The sequence below is a fragment of the Sorangium sp. So ce887 genome (assembly GCF_051521455.1).
Taxonomy (GTDB): Bacteria; Myxococcota_A; Polyangia; order Polyangiales; family Polyangiaceae; genus Sorangium.
Genome location: NZ_CP150354.1, coordinates 1,462,403 through 1,479,991, shown reverse-complemented (window position 1 = coordinate 1,479,991; position 17,589 = coordinate 1,462,403). Strand labels below are relative to the sequence as shown.

Below are 17,589 nucleotides of genomic sequence, written 5' to 3'. Positions count from 1 at the left end.
CCCATCGCCTCGCTCACCGCCCCGGCCCGCCCGCTCCGTCCGGCCTCACGCCTTCAGCTCGACCTCGAGCTCGGGCAGCCCTTCCAGCTTCACCTCGGCCTCCGCCGCGGGGGGCGGGGCGTCGACCTCCTCGCGGCGGGCCGCCATGACCGTCAGCGCGCCCGGGAGGCACTCGACGACGAGAGGCGTTGTCCCGACCTCCTCGCCGTCGATGAGCACGTTCTGGGGAGGATCGGTGGTGATGCGGACCCTCCGGGCGGCGAGGAACCCGATGTTGTCGCGCTCGGCCGCCTCGCCGTCGATCGCGGTCCTCAGGAGGTGCAGGCCGGTCGCGACCGCCTCGACCAGCGTCGTGGCCGACACGATGGTGATGTCGAGCACCCCGTCGTCGGGGGACACCACCGGCGGCCCCTGCGCCAGCACCGTGCGCGCAGGCGCCATGTTCGCGACCGTCACCGCCACCGCCCGGCAGTGGATCCGCTGCTCGTCGGTCTCGATCTCGACCCCGAACGGCTCCAGGCTCATCAGCTTCTTCAGCCCGGTGCTGATGTACGCGAGCACCCCCCAGCGCTGCTTGGCCTCCTGCGGGGTCTCGCCGACGGTGTCGGCGTGGAGCCCGACCGCTGACAGCAGGATCATGGTCCTCCCGTTCGCGCGGGCGGCGTCGATGCGCGTCGGCTCGCCGCGAACGAGGACCTCGATGGCCCCCTCCAGGTCGTCCGGGATGCCCAGCGTAGCCGCGATCGAGTTCGCCGTTCCGAGCGGCAGGATGCCCAGGCACGTGTCGGTCCCGAGGAGCGCGGACGCCACGCTCGAGATCGTCCCGTCGCCGCCCGCCGCGATGACCAGGGAGGCGCCCTCGCGGCGCGCCGCCTCGGCGCACGCGGCGGCGCTGCGGTCCGCGCTCGTCTCGTAGACGCTCAGCGCGAACTCGCGCTCGAGCCGCGCAGGAAGCGACGCGACCGCATCGCCTGCATGGCCAGCAGCAGGGTTGAAGATCAGCGCCGCTCTCCGCTCTTTCATCGCGGTATTCTAGTCCGCCGCACCGGTCGAAACCCCAAGAAAATTCGACAGGTAGGCCGCGGATCGCCGCGCCGGAGCCGGCGTGACCGAGCTCGACCATCGTCGCGCCCTGCCGCTCGCTCGCTCGGCGCGTCCCGGGGGGTTGTGCCTGCGTGCGCCATTCTCGCGACACGAATGCCCCGCCGCGCGGCGCTCGAGCGCCTTTGGAGAGGCGATGGCACGGCAATTGTAGATCCGTAGTGCCCATGAGGTTTCAACGAATCGGTCGACTGGCTTGCCTCGCGCTCGCGCTGCTGGGCGCAGGGACGCTCGCCGCGTGCGGCGACGGCTCGGCGGGGGACCCCGCGGGCAGCGGCGCCGCGGGCGGCGGGGGCGCCACCGGCGGAGCAGGGGGTACCGGCGGCGAAGGTGGGGGTGACGGCGGAGAAGGAGGAGGAGGCGGCGGCTACGAATGGCCCGTCGACACCTACCCGATCGAGATCACCCCGTCCGCGGACTGGAAGAATCAGCTCGACTTCCCCTTCGACCCCTTCGCGGCGTACTCGACGTACGACGGGCCGGCCTGGGTGAAGTTCACCGTGCTGATGCACGACCCCACCAAGGTCTACTACCAGAACAGCAACGAGTTCCCGTTCCACGGCGAGTTCGCCACCGCGCGGCTCGACCCGTTCTTCGAGATGTCGCTGGACGAGTACGACAACGTCTCGCTCCACGAGGAGGGGCAGCAGGCCATCCTCGGCGCGGTGCTCATGTCCCCGTTTGCGGCCACCGAGCCGGAGTACGGCGTCCAGCTGGTCCGGCAGGACGCCTACGATCCCGAGATGGCGCGCGTCGTCCTGGAGCTCGTGAAGGACAGCATCGTCGCCCCCGAGGGAGCGCCGCCCGTCTCCTTCTATTTCCCGACCCACGAGCAGGCCGAGTCGGCCGCGGCGAACAGCGCGTTCTTCGCCGAGAGCGGGTTCCCCGTGAGCTCGGTCGAAAGGTGGCTGAACGGCGACGCGTGCTACTCGACGGGCTGGGCGGTGGGCCGACTCCGCTATGTCCCCCCGGACATGATCGACGCCGCCTACGCGAGCGGCGATCTCCGGGCCGAGGACATCCTCCTCACCGACTCCATCCCTGCGGAGGTGCCTTATGTGGCGGGCATCATCTCGCTGTCGCCCTCGACCCCGAACGCGCACACCGCCCTGCTGGCGACGTCCTTCGGCATCCCGTTCGTGTACGTCGGCGACCCGGCCACCGCGGAGCAGGCGAAGGCGCTCGACGGCCAGGAGGTCGCGCTGCGGGCCTCGCTGGAGTGGGGGGTCGTGTGCCGCGCCGCGCTCTTCGAGGCCGAAGGGATGGCGCCGGCCGACAGAGATCAGCTCCTCTCGCTGAAGCGGCCCGGCGATCTCGGCATCCAGCCCAAGGAGCCGCTCGGCGCCTATGCGGGATCGACCGAGGATCTCGGCCCCGCGGAGGTCGTCCACTTCGGGGGCAAGGCCGCGAACTACGGCCTGCTGCGGGACGCCATCCCGGAGAGCTCCGATGTCGGGGTCGCGCTGTCGTTCGATCTCTGGGACGATTTCCTCGACCAGGTCATGCCCGGCGGCAGCACGCTGCGCGCCGAGATCGCGGAGCGCCTCGGCGGCTACAGCTACCCGCCCGACATGCGGGCGCTCAAGGCCGATCTCGCGGCGATCCGCGAGCGGATCACCAAGGAGACGGCCTTCTCCGCGGGGCAGCGGCAGGCGGTCGAGGCGGCGATCGCGGACTTCACGCCCACGAGGAAGATCCGGTTCCGCAGCTCGACCAACGTGGAGGACAGCGCCGTCTTCACGGGCGCGGGCCTCTACGATAGCTACAGCGGCTGCCTGGCCGACGACCAGGACGCCGACGACGCGGGGCCGAGCCTCTGCGACGCCGGCGAGGACGCGGAGCGGGGCGTGTTTCGCGCGATCCGCAAGGTGTATGCGAGCTTCTACAATGACAACGCCTTCCTCGCCCGGCTCCTCTATGGTGTGAACGAGGACCAGGTCGGAATGGGCGTCCTCGTCCATTACTCCTATCCTGACGAGAACGAGATGGCGAACGGCGTGGCCACGCTGTCGCGGGGCGTCCCGCCCTCGGACGAGATCAAGATCGTGACCCAGCTCGGGGCGACGTCCGTCACCAACCCGGAAGGGGGAACGCTGCCGGAGGTCGTCACCGTGGGCGGCCTCGATGGCGAGACCTACGTCCAGCTCCGCTCCGGCTCGACGCTCGTCCCGCTCGGCGGCCACGTGATGCAGTGGGAGGACGACTACCGCGCGCTCACCGCGCTGCTCGGCCGTGTCGAGGAGAGGTTCCGGGAGGTGCACCCGAGCAAGACGACGTTCCTGCTCGATTACGAGTTCAAGAAGATGAAGCCCGGGGAGCTCGTCGTGAAGCAGGTGCGCGAGGTCTCGCTCCCGAACACGACGCCGAGCCTCACGCCGTTCCTGCTCGCCGAGCCGCGGGAGCTCTGCACCTTCCAGGGCGAGGTCGGCAACGTGTTCGCGAACCACCGGCTCAAGGTGCGCGCGCGCCTCTCGGCGAAGAGCGCGTTCCTCACGCCGGAGGCGCTCGCCGGCACCCTCTTCGAGGACGCGACCCTCGACTATCTCTCCGGCGGATCGGTGGCGACGCTGTCCGGGAGCCCCGCGGCGTGGCCTGCCGCGTCGCACGCGTACGCCGACCAGACGGTCACGGACGCGTTCGTGGACGGCGCCGGGGCCTCGGCGGTCACCTACGCGCTCGCCGCCTCGCCCGTGTCCGAGCTGCTGCCGCCGTCGGTGGGGCCGCTCGTCGCGCTGCGCGATTTCCAGCTCATGTTCCGCGCCGACTACGCCACGCCCGTGGCGTCGCTCGACTGGGACGGCACGCCGCTCAGCGTCTCGTCGGAGACGGTGCATCTCGACGCCTGCCCTCCGGAAGGTCCCCCCGTCGAGGGCGCGCTGCTCCAGGAGCGCTCGCTGTCGTCGGAGTCCGGCCTCGTGGTGGAGACGTCGTTCTACTGGCCGCCTTACCCCAAGGGCCCGACGGCGGGATACACCGCGCCGCTCCACAAGTGGGTGGAGACGCGCATCGAGGGGCTGACGAGCAGCCCGATCGTGCTGAAGGGCTACCACGCGCAGACGTACCACCCGGCGCACCACAACTTCTCGGAGGATTTCGTCTTCGAGCCCCGCCTCGAGCCTGGCCTGGACCCGGCGCTCCTCGCCGAGCTGGAGGGGAAGGACATCCGGCTGATCTACATCCGCACCTCCGATATCCCGGGGATGCTTCCGCAGATGTGGACCGCCAGCGCGGCGGGGGAGTTCAAGCGGATCGACTGAGCGCCTCCCGGGCGCTCCGCGGCGCCCCGGCGCGCCGCGCGGCCGCCCGGGGCTCCGCCTGGGTCGTCACTCGTCCTCGCGCTCGTCCCCGAAGAGCACGCCGACCTGGAGCTCGATCGCATCGAACGGCTCGGCCCTGATGCGCTCGCCCCGCTCCGCGCGGAGCACCACGAGGTATCCCTCGGGGGTCCACCGGTACACGGTCATCGTCTCCTCCCTGGGATCGACGATCCAGTGATGGGGCAGCTGACAGCGCTGGTAGACACGCATCTTCTTGACCGTGTCGTTTCGCGCGTTGTCCGGGGAGAGCACCTCGCAGACCCAGTCGGGCCGGATCCGGACGGGGCTCCCGCTGGGGCGCTCCGGCGCGCGCTCGCGACGCCAGCCGACGACGTCAGGCCGGACCACCTGCTCCGGCGCGAGCTCGACCTCGACCTCGGTGGCGAACCACCATCCTCCGGGCCAGCGGCCGCCGGGGCGCCGCTGGAAGGGGATCTTCACGTGCGCGACGATGGCGGACTGCGCATCGCCGTGCTCGAACGAGGGCACGGCCTTCTGCATGAGCTCGCCGTCGACGATCTCGTGGAAGCGCTGCTCCTCGGGGATCGCCAGGAGATCCGGCACGGTGGCAGGGTGTGGCTTCTGCGCAGCGGTGGACACGCATCGAGCATAGCGCCTCCGGGCAGGAGGTCGCGTCGATGTAATTTTATCAATAATTTCAATATTTTATTCCCAATGTCGACCGCCGCTCCAGGTCATCGCGCCGTGAACGGGGGCGGGCGCGCGGGGTTGACGCGCGGAGGCTGCGGGTGGACGAGCCGCGCCGGCTGTTACGGCCGACGAGGAGAAGATCATGAGCCTTTACGACAGCTCTTTCCCCCAGATGACTCGCATGCTCGGCCAGGTGCTGGTCTGGCTCGACAAGGCAGAGGCCTACGCGCAGCAGAAGAAGTTCGATCCGGAGGTGCTCCTCACCGCGCGCCTCGCGCCCGATCAGTGGAACTTCAGGCGTCAGATCCAGAACGTCATCGCCTGGCCCCCGAGGCTGAGCGCGCTCCTCACCGGCGGGGAGCCGCCGAAGCCCGAGACGGGCGACGAGACGATCGCCGAGCTGCGCGCGCGCATCGGCAAGGCGCTCGAGCAGGTGAAGGCGCTGAAGCCGGAGCAGCTCCAGGGCGCAGAGGACCGCAACATCCCCCTCTTCTTCCTGCCGGGCAAGGGCATGAAGGCCGCGGACTTCGTGTTCCAGTTCGCGCTGCCCAACTTCTACTTCCACGCCACCACCGCGTACTCGATCCTGCGGCACAACGGGCTCGACGTCGGCAAGGCCGACTACATCGGATCGCTCGACCTCCGCGACATGTGACCGCGGCGGCCTCCCCCGCCCCACCGTAACGGGGCCTCCGCCCTCCCCTCGGACCGGCGGTGGAGCGACTCGCGCGCCCACGAGAGCCTGAAGGCGCCCGGCGCGAGCCGCCGCTTCGCCTCCGGGGAGCGGGTCAGTACGCGAGCGAGACCGTCTTGCAGCCGAGGCCGAAGGCGTTGATGGCTCCGCGATCGATGAGGACGTGAGCCAGGTTTGCGACCTCGCGCTCACCGCAGCGGGTGTCCGGGAACGCTCCGCCGCCGTCGCCGCCGGCGCCCGCGAGGGAGGTGACGTTCCCGATCACGAGCTCGAGCGCGGCAGGCCCCTCCTCCACGAGGAGCGGCGCGCAATCGAAGGCGAGGTAGTCCATCGACGAGCCGTTCCGGCCGCGGAAGCCCACGACCACCGCGTTCTCCGGGCACATCGTCGTCCAGGGCTCGGCGTCGAACGACCCCCGGTAGGGGGTGAGGCCGGCGGGCGTCGTGGTGATGGTGTACGGGCCGGTTCCGGTGACGCTCAGGTGGCCGCACTGCGCCCGGATCCGGCCAACGGCGATCGCATCGGGCGGACCGCGGAGGTTCCCTAGAAAGCCGAGGATGACCTGTCCCTCCGGGCACGCGTCCATGTACGCGTCGCCCACCGTCGCATCGCCGCGCACCTCGGTGTCGGTGGGCTCCGCGAGGGCGACCCCCTGCGGCACCTGACAGGGCTCCCCGTCGCACGCGCCCCCTCCACCGCCGCCGGACCCACCGCCGCCGCCCGATCCGGCGCCGCCCTGCCCGCCCGCGCTCTCGCCGTTGAAGGTGAGGTCGCCGACGCCGGAAACCGCGTTGCACCCGGCGAGGACGAGCGCGGAGAGCAGCGCGGAGAGCCCGAGAGGTCGGAGCGTCACGGAGGCGGAAGGTACCCGATCCGGGCTCGCCGCGACAGCCGGCGCGCGGTGCGCGCCGCGGCGACGCAGCCCAGCGCGAGCCGCCGCTTCGCCTTCCGGGAGCGGGTCAGTACGCGAGCGAGAACGTCTTGCAGCCGAGGCCGAAGGCGCTGATGGCTCCGTCCTCCATGACGTGAATCAGGTTCGCGACCTCGCGCTCACCGCAGCGGGTGTCCGGGAAGGCGTCGCCGCCGAGGCCGCCGACCCCCTCAGACGAGGAGACGGGTCCCACCTCGACGCGGAGAGCGGACGGCTCCCCCTCCACGAGGAGCGGCGCGCAATCGAGGACGAGGCGGTCCACGAAATCGCCCACCCGGCCGCTGAAGCCCACCACCACCTGGTTCTCCGGGCACATCCTCGTCCAGGGGACCGAGCCATAGTCCCCCCGGTTCGGGGTGAGGTCGCCGGGTGTCGTGGTGAGGGTGGTTGGGCCGGTCCCGGCGAGGTTCAAATAACCACACTGCGCCTGGATCTGGCCATGGATGGACGCATCACCATCGTCGTCGATCTGCCCCTGAGCGCCGACGATCACCTGTCCCTCCGGGCACGCGTCCATGAACACGTTGCCCATCGTCACATCGCCGCGCACCTCGGTGAAGGTCTGCTCCACGAGGACGACCCCCGTCGGCGCCGGGCAGGACTCCCCCTCGCACGCCGCGCCCCCACCGCCGCCGGACGCGCCGCCTCCGCCGCCGGACGCATCGCCGCCACCGGCCGCGCCGCCTCCGCCGCCGGACGCATCGCCGCCACCGGCCGCGCCGCCGCCGCCGCCGGACGCATCGCCGCCACCGGCCGCGCCGCCTCCGCCGTCGAAGGTGAGGCCGTCGACGCCCGAGATCGCGTTGCATCCGGCCAGGGCGAGCGCGGAGAGCAGCGCGGAGAGACCGAGGGAGCGGAGCATCACGGTGGGACGGAAGGCTACTCGATCCAAGGTCGACCCGGACAACTCACCCGCCCCAGTCGACCTTCGGCCTCCCGGGCGGCGTCACGTTCGGCATCTCGTGAAAGAGCGCCCGCCCGAGGTCGGGCAGCGGCGCGCACGCCTGCTCTCCCAGGTTGGTCAGCTCCAGCGGATCCTCCAGCACGTTGAAGCAGTGGAACTCGCCGTCCCACTCGCGCGCCTCGATCTTCAGCGGCCCCTGCATCATCCCCCAGTTGCGGAAGGAACACCCCCACACCCACGTGCAGTTCGTGAGCGGCACCGGCGCCACCGTGCGCTCCGGCCGCGTCAGCGGGTGCCCCATCATCCGGCCGCGGAACGGCGCGAGCCGCGGCTCGTCCCAGAGGCCCATCAGATCGAGGAACGTCGGCGCCAGATCGAGGTGCCACACGAACTCGTCCCTCGCGCCCGCGACGCTCGCCCGCTCCTCCGGGGAGAGCGTCCCCTCCGGGGCGTCGATCCACGTGGGGACGAGGATCTCCTCGTCCCACAGCGAGCTCGTGTGGCCAAGCTGCCAGTGCTCCCGGAACGACTCGCCATGATCCGACGTGTACACGAGGACCGTGCGCTCGCCGCTCGGCGTTCCGCGGATGTGCTCGATGAGCCGGCCGACCGCCATGTCCGACAGGTAAACGACGTTGCGATAGAAGTTCTTGAAATGCTCGTTCTTGTCCGGCGTCTTGCTCAGCTCGCTGGGCTGGAACGGCGAATGAAGCGGATCGCTCACGTACGGGAAATGGATGTTCGAGTAATGCACGACCGCGAAGAACGGCTCGACGAGCTCGCCCCACTCCTCGATCACGCGATCCGTGAGCTGCCGGTCGGAGGCGCCGTAATCGAGGTCGGCGCCCGGATCGAGCTGGGTCGCGACCACCCGGTGCGAGACCGGGATGTCCTGCACGTAGAGCCGGGCGTTTCCGAACATGAGGTTCTGGCTCGTCCAGTACGCCGTGTCCCACCCGGCCGCGTGGGCGTAATCCCAGAGCAGCGGGGCGGAGCTGAGCACCGCGTGGCTCTCCGTCGGCGAGACGCCGGACCAGAGGTTCGAGATGGAGATGGCCGTCGTCGAGTCGTGGGCCCGCATCTGCAAGAGCGGCATGCGGCCCGGCGCGGCGGCGTTGGAGAACGGCGTCGCCAGCTCGCAGTCCGGGTCGTGCTCGACGCACGTCACGTCCGCCCGCTGGCTCTCCTGGAGAATGAGCACGACGTTCCGCGGCCGCGCGGGCCGCGCGGCGAGCCGCGGCACGCGCTCCGGGTCGCGGCGCTGCACCCGCAGATCCGACGAGTCGTCGGTGATGCCGAGGTGCTCTTTGACCACGGCGGTGACGCCATGGAAGTAGATCATGTCGGCCGACGACGACTGGATCACCCGGTAGCTCACCGGGATCCTCGTCACGCCGGCCAGCGCGAGCGGCACGAGCACCGCGGCGACGCGCCGCCGGAGCCGCCGCGGGCGCACGAACCGGCGGGCGAGCCGGAGCGCCCCAAGGGCGAGCCCGAGCGCGACGGCGAGGTGGGCGAGCACGCGAGGGTGCCCGAGCGGGAGCGTGCCCACGATCGACCAGGGGATCGACTGGGAGTGGATCTGCGAGTCGATCGAGCAGTAGATGTTGTAGATGGCGTGAAAGCCGCCCTGCACGCCGCACGCGAGCGTGAAGAGCGCCACGAACAGGGCGCCCGTCACGCCGCGCATCGCGCCGCGGCGGCCCGAGGCGACGTAGAGCAGGACGCCCCAGAACCCCAGCGACACGACCACGGTCGCGGCGTATCCCGCCGCGTGCAGCCGGTCGAACGTGGTCATGTGGCGGCCCCGCCGCAGCACGTCGGCGACGAGGAACCAGAGCGCCGGCGACGCGAGGAGGGCGAGGCCGATCCAGCGGCGCCGGCGGCGCGTTGCCCGGCGCGCGGCGCGCGGGCGGCCGGCGGGGGACGCAGGCGGCGCGCCGGGCGCGGCGCCCTCTCGATCGAGGTCCGGCGCCATCCGGATCAGTCGCGGCGAGGCCCCGCCGCGAGGTCGCGGAGGTGGACCGGGACGTCGACGCTGCCGGCAGGACCGCCGTAGATCGCGTCGGCGAGCCGGGGCAGGTCGCCGCAGGCGGCGGGCCCGAGGTCGCGCTGCTCGCGGGGGTCGGCGAGCACGTCGTAGCAGTGCCAGGCGGTGTCCCAGGCGCGGGATTCGAGCTTCATGTTGCCGCGCATCATCCCCCAGTTCTTGAACGCGCAGCCCCAGATCCCGGTGCAGTTCGTGAGCGCCAGCGCAGCCGGCCCCGGCGACGGCCGGAGCAGGCTGTGCCCGACCATCGCCGCCCGATACGCCGAGAGCGCAGGCTCCTCCCACAGGCCCATCAGGTCGAGCAGCGTCGGCGCCACGTCCGTGTGGAAGACGGGCTCGTCCCGGGCCGCGCGCAGCCCGGCCTCCTCCGCGGCCGTCAGGGTGCCCGGCGGCGCGTCGATCCAGCCGGGCACCCGGATCTCCTCCTCGAGGATGGAGCCCGTGTGGCCAAGCTGGCCGTGCTCGCGGAACGCCTCGCCGTGGTCCGAGGTGAAGACGATCACCGTGCGCTCGCCGACCGGAGAGCTCCGGACGAAGCGGATGAGCTCGGCGATCGCCGCGTCCTGCCGGTAGACCGCGTTCCTGTAGAAGTTGCGGTACGCCTCGTTGTCGTCCGGCGCCTTGCTCTCGAGGGCAGGCTGGAACGGCGCGTCCTCCGGGTCGACCAGGTAGGGGACGTGGGTGTTCCCGAAGTGGGCGACCGCGAGGAACGGCTCGCGCAGCGAGAGCAGCTCGGACCGCGCGTGCGCCGACAGCAGCCGATCGTCGGCCCCGAGATCGATGTCGGCCAGCGGATCGAGCTCGGTCGCGCCGCACTGGTGCGAGACCGGCAGGTCCTGCACGTAGAGGCGCGAGTTGGCGAACATCATGTGGTGGCTCGTCCAGTAGGCGCTGTCGAAGCCGGCGGCGTCCGCGTAGTCGAAGACGAGCGGCGCCGTGTGGAGCTCCTCGCGCGTCGCGATCGGCTGGAGACCGGACCAGAGCACCGCGAGCCCGATCGCCGTCGTCGAGGCGTTCGAGCGCATCTGCAGGAGCGGCAGCCGGCCGGGCGCCGCCGCGTCGATGCGCGGCGTGCCGGGGCACGCGGCGGACCCCGCGCCGTCGCCGGCAGGCGCCGAGCAGGTGGCGTCGGCGCGCACGCTCTCGGTCAGGATGAAGAGCACGTTGCGCCGCGGGCCGGGCTCCGGGGTCAGCCGCGGCAGCGCGGGCGGCGTGCGGAGCCCCGGGCGCACCTGCGCCGTGGTCTGGACGCCGGCGAGCTCCTTGAGGAGGCCGCCGATCGCGTGGAAGTAGATGACGTCGGGCGTGGACGCCTGCACCGTGCGGTAGGAGCACGGCAGCACGAACGCGGCCACCACGGCCGCCGGCGCGGCGAGGCGGGCGGCGCGGGCCCCCGCCGTGCGGCCGGGGCGCACGATCCGCCGGCCGAGCCAGACGAGCGCGACGGCGAGCACGAGCGGCGGGAGGACCGAGTGGAGGAAGTTCTCCCCGTCGGCCCGGAGCTGGCCGAAGAGGCTCGACGAAAGCGAGGTCCCGAAGAGCGTGGCGTCGAGGTTGAGGTACGTGGCGTACTGGCGGTGGAAGTAGAGCTGGCCGCCGAGCGAGAGCGTCGCGAGCGTCACGAAGAGCAGCGCCGCGATCCACCGCGACGCGCCCCGCCGCGACGAGGCCGCGAAGAGCAGGAGCCCCCAGAGCGCGGCGCTCTCGACCATCGCGCCGAGGTAGCTCGCCGCGTGCTTGCCGCTCAGATCGAGCAGGCGATCTCCGCGGATGCGGAGGTCCGCGAGCACCACGAGGAGCAACGGGAGCGCGAGGAACAGGCGACCGTACCGGCGCCGGACGCGGGCGAGCGCGCGCAGCCGGGCGCGCGCCGCGGCGCGGTCCGGGCCGAGATCGCGGGCGAGACCGCGGGACGAGCGGCTGCCGGCGTCGGCGTCGGCCGCCCGGGGATCGTTCAATGCCTTGAAACGGAGCACGGGAGGGGCGCGAGTGTAGCGAGGACGTGGCGTATCGGGAACGTTTCTGAGGCGGGTCGGTGGCGGCGCGATGACCGGTCCGGCCGGCCGGATGGGCCGCGGGAGGGGGCCGCCTGGACGGAGAAAACCCTTCGACAGCCGCCCGAGGCGTGCCATGAGTGGCGTCCGACATGGCGGAGCAGCTCTTCCTGAACGGGTTGCGCGGAGCTCAACAGGCCCCAGGGGCCGGCGCGCCGCCGGACGAATCCTCCTCCACCGCAGCCGCCGCGCAGCCCGAGCCGCTGCCGTCCCCCGGCGCGCCGGCGCCCGAGCCGCCGCGCGAGACGGCGGCGCGGCTCAGCGCCGAGCTGGAGGCGGCGCTCGTGCGCGAGCTGATGGCGGCCTACCAGAGCCTCAACTACACGCATTTCCGGCGGAAGCTGCGCTCGGCGTCCATCGAGCTCTCCGACGCCGCGAGCCGGCTCGGGCGCTGGATCTCGGAGGCGCGCGCGATCGAGATCTCGCGGCCGCTCGTCCTGACGCAGCCGTGGGGGGTCGTGATCGAGGTGCTCAAGCACGAGATGGCGCACCAGTACGTGCACGAGGTGCTGGGCGTCGCGGACGAGGCGGCGCACGGGCCGGCGTTCCGCGAGGTGTGCGAGCGCCTCGGCATCGACGCGATGGCGGCCGGGATGCCGTCGGTCGGGCCCTCGCCGGCGGAGCCCGGCGGGGCGCCGCGCGGCGACGGGAGCGTGGAGAGCGCGAACGCGGACGCCCGGATCCTCGACCGCATCGCGCGGCTGCTCGCGCTCGCCGACAGCCCGAACGCGAACGAGGCGCAGGCGGCGATGAGCGCCGCGCAGCGGCTGATGCTGAAGTACAACCTCGACGTCGCGAAGGCGCGCGCCGCGCGGCTCTACGGCTTCCGCCACCTGGGCGCGCCGAGCGGGCGCGTGGGCGAGAGCGAGCGCATCGTCGGGGGCATCCTTGGGAAGCACTTCTTCGTCGAGGCGATCTGGGTGCCTGTCTACGCGCCGCTCGAGGGCAAGCGGGGCAGCATCCTCGAGATCTGCGGGACGCCGGCGAACCTGGAGATGGCGGCCTACGTGCACGCGTTCCTGCACCACACGGCCGAGCAGCTGTGGAAAGAGCACAAGCGGACCCAGGGCGTGAGGGGCAACAAGGACCGGCGGACCTACCAGGCCGGGGTGATGCTCGGGTTCCTCGAGAAGCTGAACACGGAGCGGAAGGTGTCCGCGGAGCAGGGGCTCATCTGGGTGAGGGACGCCGACCTGGACGGCTACTACCGGACGCGCCACCCGCACGTGCAGCACCTGCGTCACGCGGGCAACCAGCGGACGGCGGCGCACGCGCACGGGCGCGAGGCGGGACGGAAGATCGTGCTGCACCGCCCGATGCAGGCGGCGACCGGCGAGCGGGGCAGGCTGCTGCCGCCGGGCAAGAAGGGCTGAGCCGCCGCGGCCCCGTCGTCGTCGTCCTGGCCGCCTGAGGGCGCCCGGACGGACGGCGGACGACGGCGCGCTGCCGGCGTCGGGGCCGCGGTGCGCGCTCGACGGGCTCGTTGACGGGAATGGAGCGGTTCCGGCACGATGGTCCGGTGTGCGGGGTAACGTAGGAGAAGAACGAGATGCCGCTCCGGTTCACCATTGAAGAGCGATTCGATGCGTCGCCCGAGGACGTCTTCCGGCTCGCGACCGACATCGACTCCTTCGGCGACTGGATGCCCAACTTCGTGCGGGTGGAGAAGCTCACGGGCGACATCGTCGGCGAGGGCGCGATGTGGCGTGAGACCCGCAAGATGTTCGGCAAGGAGTCCACCGAGCTGTTCGAGGTCACGGCGGCAGAGCCCGGAAAGAGCCTGGATCTCTTCGTCGACGGGCAGAAGGGGACGACGGGACGCGGGGAATACCGCTTTCGCTACGTCTTCGAGCCCCAGGGCGCCGGCACGCTGCTCCGGATGGATGGCGAGATCGCCGGGATGGGGTGGTTCATGGAGACGCTCGGGCGGCTGTTCATCGGCAGCTTCAAGAAGGCCGTGCACGGGGATCTCAAGGCGATGAAGACGCACCTGGAGCGGCGGCCGGCGAGCTAGCTTCGCCCGCCGGAAGTCCGGCCAGAGAGGGCCGGACTTCTGCGCCGCGTCACGCCGGCTTCGCGCGGGCGTGCTTGGGGAGGGTGCCGAGCGCCCCGGCCCCGGGGCGGGTGGGCGTCGCCGCACGGAGCGACGCGGCGAGCGCCGGATCCCGCCGCGCACCGACTTGAATCACCTCTTTCCCGCGTCAAACCCGCCCGTCTTAGTTGACCCGGTGCGCGGCGCCAGGCACCATTCCCGCGCGGCGCCAGGCCGGCCTGCATGGCTGGAGGCTCGACCCCGGCTCGCCCGCCTTCCCCTAACAAGCTGCTGAGGTGCTTTGATGCGCGTTCGTACGATTCTCTTCTTCTGCCTTGCGTCCTTCGCCATTGGCGCTCTCCCAGGTTGCGGCGGTGATGACCCCGGCCCCGAGGACAAGCCGTCCACGGGAACGCTCGGCGAATGTCCGCCCGACTCCGCCGCGCAGCAGGCAGAGGGCCTCCAGGCGCTCCAGGACAACTGCGTGGCCTGTCATGGGACGACGGTGTCGGGCCCGAGCCGCGGCGGCGCCCCCCCTGATGTCAACGTCGACGACCCCGCCAGCGTCAGCGCCGGGGCGGAGAAGATCCTCACGGCGATCAAGCTGGGCGGGACACCGGAGGGGATGCCGGTCGGCGTGAAGCTCCCCGACCCTACGATCGAGTCCATCCGGGTCTATCTCGCCTGCGACGCGGAGTAGAGCCGCGTTCCTGCCCGGCACGGTTCACACCACGTCCAAACGCTAGCGCGCCAGCTCACAAGAGGGCGCGCCGGCGCCCCGGCCGCTCGCAGCCACACCACCCGCTTGCGGCCCGAACTCGAGCAGCGATAGCGTGACCGAGGTGCGCTCGGACACCCTTCCTTGGGAGGGAGACGAAAATCCTCGGGACGAGGCGTGAATCGATGCGTTTGCAGCGCAGCTTCAGCTTTGCCGCGATGCTGGGCTGACGTCCGTCGAGCTCTCGATCCGCCGATTCAACGGCTTCGACGGGCCGATCGAGATCATCGTCAGCGCACCTCCCGACGGGCTCGTGATCGCCGTGGGCCCGCGGCGCCCGCTCCCCTCGATCGCTGTGCGACCGCGCGATCCGGGGTATGGTGCGGGCATGTTCAGGCTGGATGCCCGCTCCGGGGCCGCGCTCGCGCTGGCCTCCGCGCTCGCGCTGACCGCCGCGCTCGGCGCCTCCTGCGCCGGGGCGCCCCCCGCGCAGCGGGGGACGACGGCCTGCCCGCCGCTCTGCCCGCAGCAGGCGCCCCCGCCGCCCGCAGCGCCGCCGGGGCCCGTCGTCCCGGGCACGCCGGGCGAGGCCCCGGTGTTCGACCCCGAACGCCTCACCCTCGTGCTGGACGACCCGCGGCTCGCGCCGGTGCAGAAGCTCGTCGGGCAGGAGGCGTACGGAAGCGCGGTCGCCGCGCTGGTCCAGGCGCTCTCCGCGCCCCTGTCGCCGGAGGACGCAGCGGCATTTCGCTACCAGCTCGGGCGGCTGCGCGCGCTCGCGGGCGACCCCCTGGGCGCCGCGAAGGAGTACGACGCCGCGGCGGCAGCCGGCGGGCCGCTCGCCGACTACGCGCGGTTCGCGGCGGCCGATCTCCTCGCCAGGGCGGGACAGCCCGACGCGGCGCTCGAGCGCGCGCGCGCCGTCGCCTCGGACGTCGCGATCGCCGACGAGCTCGATCGCGTCGTCGCCGGCGCGCTCGCCGAGAAGGGCGACATCGGGGGCGCGTCCGCGCGCTGGCAAGCGTACCTCGCCCGGAGCTGGCCGGCGTCGACGTGGGTGCCCGAGGCGCTCCGCTTCGCCCGCGCGCTGCTCCGCCATCCGGGACAGGACCGCGCCGAGGAGGCGATCCGGCTCGCCCGGCGCATCCTCGACCAGGCGCCGGGCGGCGCGGGCGCGGGGGAGGCGAAGGAGATCCTGGACCAGGCCCTGTCGACGCTGCCGTTCGCGCGGCGCAAGCCGTTCCTCGACCCGGGCCCCGCCGACCTGCTCGCCCGCGCGCGCGCCCTGCTCACCTCGCGCCAGGACAAGGAAGCGCTCGCCGTCACCGACGCGCTGATCGCCCTGCCCGAGGCGCAGGCCCCCTCGGCCTTCGCCTGCGACGCGTTCGCCGCGCGCGGCGAGGCGCTCGGGCGCCTCCGGCGGCGGGCCGAGGCCGCCGACATCTACGGCACGGCGATCGAGCGCTGCGGGCCGGCCGCGCCCGCAGCCGCAGGGGCGAGCGCCCCCGCCGTGGCCGCTGGGGCGCTCGCCCCCGCCGTGGCCGCTGGGGCGAGCGCCCCCGCCGTGGCCGCTGGGGCGAGCGCCCCCGCCGTGGCCGCAGGGGCGGGCGCCCCCGCCGTGGCCGCAGAGGCAGGCGCCCCCGCCGTGGCCGCAGGGGCAGGCGCCCCCGCCGTGGCCGCAGGGGCGAGCGCTCCCGCCGTGGCCGCAGGGGCAGGCGCCCCCGCCCCCAGGCGGCCCGAGACGCTCTACAACGCCGCGCGCGCATCGTTCCGCGTCGATCGGCACGCCGAGTCGGCGGCGCGCTTCGCGCTGCTCGAGAAGGAGTACCCGGATCACCGGCTCGCGGACGACGCGCGTTACCTCGGGGCGCGCGCGCTGCTCGCGCTCGGCGACCAGGCGCAGTTCGTCCAGATGCTCACCGCCATGCCCGACGACTACCCGTCGGGCGACATGGTCGCCGATGGCCTGTTCGAGCTCGCGCTCTTCGAGATGGAGCGCGACAGCTGGGCGGGCGCGGTCAGGCCGCTCGAGCTCGGGCTCGCGCGGTTCCCCCACGAGCGCGCGTACCACGCCGCCGGCAGGTTCCCCTACTACCTCGCGCGCGCCCACATCGAGACGGGCTCGCCCGACAAGGGAAAGGCGCTGCTCGAGCAGGTGATCCGCGATTACCCGCTCTCGTTCTACATGGCGCTCTCCCACGCCCGGCTGGCCGACGTCGATCCCGCGGCCGCCCAGCGCGCCCTGTCCGCGGCCCTCGAGCGCGACGCGAGCGCGCCGTACACCGAGCTCAGGAGCGCCCAGTTCGCGCACCCCGCGTTCACCCGCGCGATCGAGCTCGCGCGCCAGGGTGAGGCGAAGCTCGCGCGCCTCGAGCTCGACGCGCTCGGCGTCGGGAGCCGCACGGCGCCGCGCGAGGTGATGTGGGCCTCGGCGTTCCTGCTCGCGCGCGCGGGCGCGCTGCCGCAGTCGTACAGCATCCTGCGCACGGCGATGGCGGCGCCTGCAGCGGGCGACAGCCGCGTCGAGCTCGCGGGCGAGTGGGTCGATCACTACCCGGTCGGGCGCTGGCGCAGCGCCTGGGAGCTCGCCTACCCGCGCCCGTTCGCCGCCGTCGTCGCCGCGGAGACGAAGCGAAGCGCGATCCCCGAGGCCCTCGCCTATGCCATCATGCGCGAGGAGTCGGCCTTCGACCCGAAGGTGGCCTCGCACGCACAGGCGTACGGGCTGATGCAGCTCATCGTGCCGACCGCGAAGCGCATGGCCAAGCCGCTCGGGCTGCCGTCGAGCGCCGAGGCGCTGAAGCGGCCCGAGGTCAACGTCGCGCTCGGCTGCCGTTACCTGTCGGTGCTGCGCGGCCAGTTCCCGGACAACCCCCTGCTCGCGATCCCCGCCTACAACGCGGGTGGCGGCGCGCCGAAGCGGTGGATCGCCGAGCGCCCCTCGCAGAGCTTCGACCTGTGGGTCGAGCGCATCCCGTACGAGGAGACGCGGCTCTACACGAAGCGCGTGCTCGCGAGCTTCGCCGTCTACGAGCACCTCTACACCGGCGATCAGCCGAGCGAGGCCCTGCGGACGCCGTTGCCCGCGAGCCCGGCGGCGCGCTCGGCCGTGGCGAACGCCGCGCCCTGACGCGCGC

13 protein-coding genes are annotated in these 17,589 nt (G+C 72.5%); 6 read left to right on the top strand and 7 right to left on the bottom strand.

The genetic code is table 11. From position 1 onward, the window contains the following. Window positions 1-45: 45 nt before the first annotated feature. Complete coding sequence (locus tag WMF36_RS05515) at window positions 46-1,023, bottom strand: YegS/Rv2252/BmrU family lipid kinase (protein WP_437578557.1); 978 nt, start codon at window positions 1,021-1,023, stop codon at window positions 46-48. A 245-nt stretch (window positions 1,024-1,268) separates the two neighbouring features. Here WMF36_RS05515 and WMF36_RS05510 point away from each other — a divergent pair, with 245 nt between their 5' ends. Then, complete coding sequence (locus tag WMF36_RS05510; protein ID WP_437578556.1) at window positions 1,269-4,358, top strand: PEP/pyruvate-binding domain-containing protein; 3,090 nt, start codon at window positions 1,269-1,271, stop codon at window positions 4,356-4,358. 66 nt (window positions 4,359-4,424) lie between these two features. Here the strand turns inward: WMF36_RS05510 and WMF36_RS05505 are convergent, their stop codons facing one another. Continuing rightward, on the bottom strand, window positions 4,425-5,018 hold the full coding sequence (locus WMF36_RS05505; protein WP_437578555.1) for a Uma2 family endonuclease: 594 nt from the start codon (window positions 5,016-5,018) through the stop codon (window positions 4,425-4,427). A gap of 193 nt (window positions 5,019-5,211) precedes the next feature. Here WMF36_RS05505 and WMF36_RS05500 point away from each other — a divergent pair, with 193 nt between their 5' ends. Continuing rightward, entirely contained in the window at window positions 5,212-5,724 is a 513-nt protein-coding gene (locus WMF36_RS05500) for a DUF1993 domain-containing protein (RefSeq protein ID WP_437578554.1), read from the top strand. Between the two features lie 133 nt (window positions 5,725-5,857). On the opposite strand, the gene WMF36_RS05495 is transcribed toward WMF36_RS05500, so the two are convergent. The 4 genes from WMF36_RS05495 to WMF36_RS05480 all read right to left on the bottom strand — a co-directional run bounded on the left by WMF36_RS05495 (window position 5,858) and on the right by WMF36_RS05480 (window position 11,624). Next, complete coding sequence (locus WMF36_RS05495; RefSeq protein WP_437578553.1) at window positions 5,858-6,616, bottom strand: hypothetical protein; 759 nt, start codon at window positions 6,614-6,616, stop codon at window positions 5,858-5,860. A gap of 106 nt (window positions 6,617-6,722) precedes the next feature. Next, entirely contained in the window at window positions 6,723-7,559 is an 837-nt protein-coding gene (locus WMF36_RS05490) for a hypothetical protein (RefSeq protein ID WP_437578552.1), read from the bottom strand. A 43-nt stretch (window positions 7,560-7,602) separates the two neighbouring features. Then, the gene (locus tag WMF36_RS05485) at window positions 7,603-9,576 is read right to left on the bottom strand and encodes a sulfatase-like hydrolase/transferase (protein ID WP_437578551.1); all 1,974 of its coding nucleotides are present in this window, start codon (window positions 9,574-9,576) and stop codon (window positions 7,603-7,605) included. Between the two features lie 5 nt (window positions 9,577-9,581). Further along, window positions 9,582-11,624, bottom strand: a complete 2,043-nt coding sequence (locus tag WMF36_RS05480; protein ID WP_437578550.1) for a sulfatase-like hydrolase/transferase — start codon at window positions 11,622-11,624, stop codon at window positions 9,582-9,584. Window positions 11,625-11,794: 170 nt separating this feature from the next. Between WMF36_RS05480 and WMF36_RS05475 the strand changes: the two genes are divergently transcribed. After that, window positions 11,795-13,075: a SprT-like domain-containing protein gene (locus WMF36_RS05475; protein WP_437578549.1), complete on the top strand. Its 1,281-nt coding sequence runs from the start codon at window positions 11,795-11,797 to the stop codon at window positions 13,073-13,075. Between the two features lie 176 nt (window positions 13,076-13,251). After that, a complete protein-coding gene (locus tag WMF36_RS05470) occupies window positions 13,252-13,716 on the top strand; it encodes an SRPBCC family protein (RefSeq protein ID WP_437578548.1) in 465 nt (154 codons plus the stop codon). Between the two features lie 49 nt (window positions 13,717-13,765). Here WMF36_RS05470 and WMF36_RS05465 read toward each other — a convergent pair whose 3' ends face one another. Next, window positions 13,766-13,891, bottom strand: a complete 126-nt coding sequence (locus WMF36_RS05465) for a hypothetical protein (protein ID WP_437487102.1) — start codon at window positions 13,889-13,891, stop codon at window positions 13,766-13,768. A gap of 147 nt (window positions 13,892-14,038) precedes the next feature. Here WMF36_RS05465 and WMF36_RS05460 point away from each other — a divergent pair, with 147 nt between their 5' ends. After that, a complete protein-coding gene (locus tag WMF36_RS05460; protein ID WP_437578547.1) occupies window positions 14,039-14,434 on the top strand; it encodes a c-type cytochrome in 396 nt (131 codons plus the stop codon). Between the two features lie 406 nt (window positions 14,435-14,840). Then, window positions 14,841-17,582, top strand: a complete 2,742-nt coding sequence (locus tag WMF36_RS05455) for a transglycosylase SLT domain-containing protein (protein ID WP_437578546.1) — start codon at window positions 14,841-14,843, stop codon at window positions 17,580-17,582. Window positions 17,583-17,589 lie beyond the last annotated feature (7 nt).